The following is a 6737-nucleotide window of genomic DNA, read 5'->3' on the forward strand; positions in this document are numbered from 1 at the left end:
TTGTCGCGGCCGGTACGCCCCGGTGCGCAACGGATTTGCGGGGCGCCGTACGGAGTGCCGCCGCCGGTGCTCGACCCGGCTCCGCGCCCCGCTCAGCCCTTCCGCGGGCCGGCCTGCTGCACCACCTCGAACGACCACAGGGTGGAACCGGACGCGGCGGGCTTGGGACGCTCGCCGCCCTCGGAGCCCCCGCCCTGGTGCGCGGCCTTCATCGGGCCCTCCATCCAGGCCTGGAAGGACTCCTCGTCCCGCCACCGGGTGTAGACGAGGTACTGGTCGGTGCCCTCGACGGGACGCAGCAGCTCGAACCACTCGAAGCCGTCCGAGGAGTCCACCGTGCCGGCGCGGGAGGCGAAGCGCTTCTCCAGGACCTCGCGCTGCTCGGCCGGGACGGTCAGAACATTGATCTTCACGATGCTGGGCACGTGACACCTCTCACGAAACGGACGCCGGACCGGCGCCCTGATCTTGACTCCGTGCGAGCAGTCTCTTACATCCGCCGCCCCGGGCGACGCGGGGGCGACGCGCAGGGCATCTTCATGGCCGCAGCGTGAGCGATGTTTCTTCCCGCGTTACTTCCTGCGTTACTTCCCGCGTTTCGTCCCGCGTTTCGTCCCGCAGCGCGGACGGCCGGGTCCAGGAAAGGACCCGGCCGGCGCTGCGGGCGCTCTCTAGAGGAGGCCGCCCAGGATCGGAAGGCTGCCGAGAAGGCCGCCGCCGTCGCCGCCGCCGGGGGCGGCCTGGGCCGGTGCGGCGAGGGCGACGGTGAGCAGGGTCAGCAGGGAAGCGGTGGTGAGGGTACGGAGAATGCGCTGCAAGGCAGGCACCTTTCTGTTCGGACGCGGGCGCGGCGTATGCGCACGCAACCGCGTGGTCTCCTTCTTCCGGGGCGCCTGGGGTAATTGCGGATCCGTCAGGATGCTTTCCTGCTTGTCGTACAAGCTAACGCTCTGTCACTCGTACGCGTGACCCCCATCCGCGGTGCCCGCCGCTCAGCCCGCCGGTGGCGCGGCGGCGCGCCGGCGCGCGCGGAGACCGAGTGCCACTGCCGCGCCTGCCGTCGCCGTGAGCAGCAACAGCACGCCGCCGAAGGCCAGGACCCAGGCCGGGACACCGCCGACCCTCAGCAGCGAGTAGGTGTACCTGACCCGTTGGAACGGCGTGTCCCGGTCCGCACGGAGGAGTTCGTGGTCGCCGGTGATGCGTTGTGGGTGCGGGAAGGTCTGGTCCAGGGCGGTCAGGAAGACGCCGCCCTTGCTGCCGCCGCTGCTGGTGCCGTTGCCGCTGAGGTCGCGCACCGCGCCCTTCGGCCGGATCCGGCCCGCGTAGAAGACCTCCGGCCGTGCCCCGCCGATCGCGCTGCGCGGCTCCATCCGGTGCGGCGCGAGGACGTAGAGCCCCAGCGCCTGCGGCGTCCTGGCGAGGCGGGACAGCCGCATGGGGTAGACGAGCCGGTCGCTGGCGAAGGACAGCCGCAGCGGATCGAGGGTGCCGGTCAGTCGGTGGTGCCGTTCGGCGGGGGCCAGGCGGATCGCCACGTACTCCCAGCGCTGCGCCACGTAGGGGCGCAGTTCGGTCGCCAGTGACCTGGGGAGGCGGAAGCCCTGGGACCTGAGCCAGTCGCGCAGCGCGCCGGGGTCGGTGGCGGTCAGCCGGGCGACGTCGAAGGGGCCCAGGCGCCCGCGGCCGACCACCCCGACCGCCGGGCGGTCCGCACCGGGCGGTGGCGGGGCTGCGGCGCCGTCCGTGGCCTGGAACGGCCAGTCGCCGCTCCGCGGCAAGAAGTAGTGGCGCTGCTCGACGGCCGGTTCGGTCAGCGTGGCGAGCTGGTCGAAGAGTTCCGGGTCGCCCAGCTCGACCGTGGCCCGGTGCGGTACGGGCATGATCCACGCGGCGTCCGGCGCGGTGCCGTCCACCGTCAGGCTCATCACGATCTGCTCGGTCTTCCCGTCCCAGTGGACCGCGGAGGTCTCCCGGTTCACCGCCATGGTGGTCTTCGGGTCGTGCACCATCGCACCGCACCCGCAGGCGTACGCCGGCCTGGCCAGCGACACCAGCTGTACGGCCAGCAGCATCAGCACCACCAGCAGCACCCGCCGTCGCCCACGGGTCCGCGCCATGGTGGCCGTGCCCGCCGCCGTCCCCGTACCCATGCGGGCAACCGCGCCCTGAGCCGCGCCCATCGTTCTCCCCCGTTCGCCGTTCACGGTTCGCCGTTCGGCATTCACGGTTCACCGCTCGCCGATCATGCGACCGGCAGCGACACAGACGGCGATGGCGGTACGGCCGGTTCCCCTTTTCGGGGATGGGGGCGGGGCTCCGGGGGGCCGGGGATGGGGCCGGGGCTCCGGGGGCGGCACGCGCCGGACGGCGGCCTGACGGCCGTCCGGCCGGGGACCTCCGCAGATCCCCGGCCCGGACAGGACGGGCGCTAGCGGGCCGCCGAGCCCTCCGTGGCCGTCTGGAGGCTCGTACGGCCCGTACGGCCCGTACGGCCCGTACGCAGCGCCTCCGCCTCCGCCTCCGTCTCGACGGCCGGCGGGGAGCCGGGCAGCGGCCTGCCGGCGCTCTCCGACATCAGCAGTACGGCGATGCCGCCGATCACGGCCGCCGCCATCATGTAGTAGGCGGGCATCATCTTGTTGCCGGTCGCGCCGATCAGGGCGGTCACCACCAGCGGCGTCGTACCGCCGAAGAGCGACACGGAGACGTTGAAGCCGATCGACAGCGAGCCGTAGCGCACCTTGGTCGGGAACAGCGCGGGCAGCGCGGACGGCATCGACGAGGTGAAGCAGACCAGCAGCAGGCCGAGCGCGGCCATGCCCAGCCCGATGGCGAGCAGGGACCCCTGCCGGATCAGCAGCAGGGCCGGCACGGACAGCACCAGGAAGCCGAGGCAGCCCGCGGCGATGACCGGACGGCGGCCGAAGCGGTCGGAGAGCCGGCCGGCGAACGGCTGGACGCACATCATCAGCACCATCACCGCGAGCACGACCAGCAGCCCGTGGGTCTCGTCGTACTTCAGCTCCGAGGTCAGATAGCTCGGCATGTACGACAGCAGCATGTAGTCGGTGACGTTGAAGACCAGCACCAGGCCGATGCACAGCAGCATCGCCCGCCACTGACCGAAGATCATCTCGCGCAGCCCGATCCGCTTCTCGGCCTCGCGGCGCGCCTTCTCCTTCGTCCGGGCCTCCTTCTCCAACTGGGCGAAGGCCGGGGTCTCTTCGAGCCGCATCCGCAGATAGAGGCCGATGATGCCCATCGGACCGGCGATCAGGAACGGGATGCGCCAGCCCCAGGAGTGCAGGTCCTCGGTGGACAGCAGCGCGGTCATCAGCGTGACCAGGCCGGCTCCGCCGACGTATCCGGCCAGCGTGCCGAACTCCAGCCAGCTGCCGAGGAATCCGCGCTTCTTGTCGGGCGCGTACTCGGCGATGAAGGTGGACGCGCCCCCGTATTCACCGCCGGTGGAGAAGCCCTGTACCAGGCGGGCGGCGAGCAGCAGGATCGGCGCGCCGACCCCGATGGAGGCGTACGACGGGATCAGGCCGATGGCGAAGGTGCCCGCCGCCATCATGATCATGGTGATGGCGAGGACCTTCTGCCGGCCGATCCGGTCGCCGAGCGGCCCGAAGACCATGCCGCCGATGGGGCGGACCAGGAACGCCGCCGCGAATGCGCCGAATGTCGACAGCAGCTGCGCGGTCGGATTCCCGGAAGGGAAGAAGACATGCCCCAGAGTGACCGCGATATAGCTGTAGACGCCGAAGTCGAACCACTCCATCGCATTGCCGAGCGCTGCCGCCGACACCGCACGCTTGACCATCGCGGGATCGACGACGGTCACCTCACCCGGTGTCGCCTCTCCCGGCTCCGCCGCGTTTTTCCGCAGTGGATCGGATACGGCGTCGGCATGCTTGCCGACGGGGTTGCGGGGTCCGGGTGCGACGGGGGACTGCGTCGGCACGTGTTCGCTCGCCTGCGCTTTCTTGGACGACTACATGACACCGCCCGCCGTGGAACAGCGGACAACGCCCGCCATGGAGTGACGGGCAAAAGTCGACCATAGGGGCAGAACGGATCATCACGGACAGTGCGCGGGCGACCGCGCAGTCGGGCGTATACCCGCTCCTTGCAGGGGAAACTCCCTTTCGCAAAGTAATTCGCGGGACTTAAGTCTGTGATCCATCTCGCGGCGATCTGCCGCAACCAATGCCGCATTGTGACGTGCCCCACGCATACCCTGCGGGCGTCCGCGTGCCTCGCGTAAAGGAATGGGGGCGGCGGCACACATCCGCGCTGTGATACCAAACCGCGCGGTACATATCCGAGCTGCGGAACGAACCCGCTAGCCCGCGCAGTGACGCGAAACGGCGCGGCGGCACCCTTCACCGCCGCGCCGATGTGGATCGTCGCGTTCCCTCAAGGATCGGTCATGTCGCGCTGCCCCGCCACTCGGGCGCCGCCCCGCAGGTGAGCGTCGGCCCCGCACCCCGGACCCGTCCGCGGCCCTGTCACGGCATCCACGCCTCGTACGACATGACCTCCCCCGAGGCGATCCGGAAGTCCGGGAGGGCCTTGGTGAAGGTGACCTCCCGGCCCAGCAGTTGGCCGCTGAGGGGGTCGAGGATCACCATCTGGCGGGTCGCGTTCGAGGCGCCGTCGGGACCGTCGTAGACATAAGCCTGCCCGCGCCGGCCCAGCCGGTCGGTGACCGCGCCCGCCGGACGCAGTCCGTCCGTGCCGGCCAGCATCCGGACGATCGCGGCCGTCTCCCGCGGCCCCGGTGTCCACTCCTGGCGGAACGAGTCGAGCGCCAGCAGCAGTTGGGGCGTGGCGGCGGTCCCGTCCGCTGCGCCGTACAGCGACGCCAGGTGCGCGCGCAGCGCCACCGGATCGGTCGGTGGCCTGGTACGCGCGGCCAGCCCGCCGTGCTGCGCGGCCGAGCCCGCCGGATAGCTCTTGCGGTGCAGGACCTTGCCGTCGCTGACGGTCCGCCAGCGGCCGCCGTCGTCGTGGATCACCGGGCGGCCGGGGTGCCGCGGATCGGTGGCCACGACCAGCTCCGAGCCGCTGCCGTCGGCGTTCCAGCGGGTGATGCGCTCCTCGGGGACGGTAACGGGCGGCGCGGCATCCGGGCCGGACTCCATGCTCATGTACCAGGTCTGCAGATGACTGCCCCGGCGCGGACCGTCCGCGGCCCCGGCCGTCCGCGCCCTCGCCTCCGCCCTGCGGGCGAGCTCGTCCAGCGATACGGGCGGCGCGTCGGAGTGCGGGACCAGCGCAGCCGGCGCGGCGGCCGCGGGGCTGCTGCCGGCGTCGGAGAAGGTGAAGGCCAGTATGGCGAAGAGGGCGAGCACCGCGGCTTCGGCCCGCAGCACCAGGCGGCGCCCGGCCCGCCTGGTGCGCGTGCTGTGCAGCAGACGGGAGAGGTCGCGTTCGGCGCGGGCGCCCAGCGGGCGGTCCCGCCAGGGGCCCTCACCGGCCGGTACGGGGTTGGCCGCGCGCAGCAGATCCAGTTCGTCACTCATCGCCGTCGGTCCCGTCCGTCATCATTGCCGTCGCCTCCTGCTCGTAGGGACACGGTCATCCGCGTACGGTCGATCTCGGCGCGCAGGCGCCGGCGCGCCCGGTGCAGCCGCATGGCCGCCGCGCTCTGGCCGCAGCCGAGGGTCACCGCCAGCTCCTCGACGGTCAGTTCCTCCCAGGCCGTCAGCCGCAGGACCTCCTGGTCGGCGGGGGAGAGGCGGGCCAGCACCTCGTGCACCCAGGAGCCGGGCCGCTCGGTGTCCGGGCTGTCCACGGTCTGCCGCTGGTGCGCCGCCTCGTGGTTGCCGAGCCGGTGCAGCAGCCGCCGGTAGCGGCCCAGGCCGCGCACCGTATTGGCCAGGCAGTTGCGGGCCACCCCGTAGAGCCAGGGCAGCGGAGCGTCGGGAAGCTCGGAGCGGCGTCTCCAGGCTATGGAGAAGACCTCCGCGACCACTTCCTCGACGTCGTGTGCCTGCCCGTCCAGCCGCCGCGCCACGAAGCGGCTGACCGCCCAGTAGTGCGCGCGATAGGCCTCGGCGAAGGCGTCGTCCGTGCTCATGAACCCTTGGTGTCCGGCATGTCCCCGATCTTCACACCCTCTTCGGGTGAGACTTCACACCCGGTCAGAGCGGCCCTGCGCCCCCGTAGGCGGTGAGGTTCGCGGCGGCTCCGGACACGTACGGGACATGAAGCTCCCCGTGAAGTGGTTGACGACCACCGACCACAAGACGATCGGCACGCTCTACCTGGTCACCGCCTTCGCGTTCTTCTGCGTCGGCGGGCTGATGGCTCTGGTGATGCGTGCCGAACTGGCCCGTCCCGGCCATCAGATCCTGTCGAACGAGCAGTTCAACCAGGCGTTCACGATGCATGGCACGATCATGCTGCTGATGTTCGCCACCCCGCTGTTCGCCGGTTTCGCGAACTGGATCATGCCGCTGCAGATCGGCGCACCCGATGTCGCCTTTCCCCGGCTGAACATGCTCGCCTACTGGCTCTACCTCTTCGGTTCGCTGATCGCGGTCGGCGGATTTCTGACGCCGCAAGGGGCCGCCGACTTCGGCTGGTTCGCCTATGCACCGCTCAACGATGCCGTGCATTCCCCCGGAATCGGTGCCGATATGTGGATCATGGGTCTGGCCTTCTCCGGTTTCGGCACGATCCTCGGTTCGGTCAACTTCATCACGACGATCATCTGCATGCGG

General features: G+C 71.0%; 7 protein-coding genes. 1 reads left to right on the forward strand and 6 read right to left on the reverse strand.

The window, feature by feature from the left end; translation table 11 throughout:
• Window positions 1-92: 92 nt before the first annotated feature.
• The 6 genes from ACWD6P_RS26980 to ACWD6P_RS27005 all read right to left on the reverse strand — a co-directional run bounded on the left by ACWD6P_RS26980 (window position 93) and on the right by ACWD6P_RS27005 (window position 6091).
• A complete protein-coding gene (locus ACWD6P_RS26980) occupies window positions 93-425 on the reverse strand; it encodes an antibiotic biosynthesis monooxygenase family protein (protein WP_451446749.1) in 333 nt (110 codons plus the stop codon).
• A 246-nt stretch (window positions 426-671) separates the two neighbouring features.
• Window positions 672-818 (reverse strand): hypothetical protein, encoded by a 147-nt coding sequence (locus tag ACWD6P_RS26985; RefSeq protein WP_451446750.1) that lies wholly within the window; start codon window positions 816-818, stop codon window positions 672-674.
• 174 nt (window positions 819-992) lie between these two features.
• Window positions 993-2075: a DUF2330 domain-containing protein gene (locus tag ACWD6P_RS26990; protein ID WP_451446756.1), complete on the reverse strand. Its 1083-nt coding sequence runs from the start codon at window positions 2073-2075 to the stop codon at window positions 993-995.
• 356 nt (window positions 2076-2431) lie between these two features.
• Window positions 2432-3895, reverse strand: a complete 1464-nt coding sequence (proP, locus tag ACWD6P_RS26995; RefSeq protein WP_451446757.1) for a glycine betaine/L-proline transporter ProP — start codon at window positions 3893-3895, stop codon at window positions 2432-2434.
• Window positions 3896-4517: 622 nt separating this feature from the next.
• The gene (locus ACWD6P_RS27000) at window positions 4518-5534 is read right to left on the reverse strand and encodes a CU044_5270 family protein (protein ID WP_451446751.1); all 1017 of its coding nucleotides are present in this window, start codon (window positions 5532-5534) and stop codon (window positions 4518-4520) included.
• Window positions 5531-6091, reverse strand: a complete 561-nt coding sequence (locus tag ACWD6P_RS27005; RefSeq protein WP_451446752.1) for an RNA polymerase sigma factor — start codon at window positions 6089-6091, stop codon at window positions 5531-5533. The genes ACWD6P_RS27000 and ACWD6P_RS27005 overlap by 4 nt, the downstream gene beginning before the upstream one ends.
• Window positions 6092-6218: 127 nt before the next feature.
• On the opposite strand from ACWD6P_RS27005, the gene ACWD6P_RS27010 reads away from it, so the two are divergent.
• On the forward strand, window positions 6219-6737 hold a 519-nt coding region (locus ACWD6P_RS27010; protein ID WP_451446753.1), incomplete at its 3' end, for a cbb3-type cytochrome c oxidase subunit I.

This window comes from Streptomyces sp. NPDC002446, from assembly GCF_053595675.1.

Bases quoted from the DNA above. Each gene is read 5' to 3' on its own strand.
- ACWD6P_RS27000 (WP_451446751.1), bottom strand. From the start codon at position 5,534: ATGAGTGACGAACTGGATCTGCTGCGCGCGGCCAACCCCGTACCGGCC.
- ACWD6P_RS26990 (WP_451446756.1), bottom strand. From the start codon at position 2,075: ATGCTGCTGGCCGTACAGCTGGTGTCGCTGGCCAGGCCGGCGTACGCC.
- ACWD6P_RS27005 (WP_451446752.1), bottom strand. From the start codon at position 6,091: ATGAGCACGGACGACGCCTTCGCCGAGGCCTATCGCGCGCACTACTGG.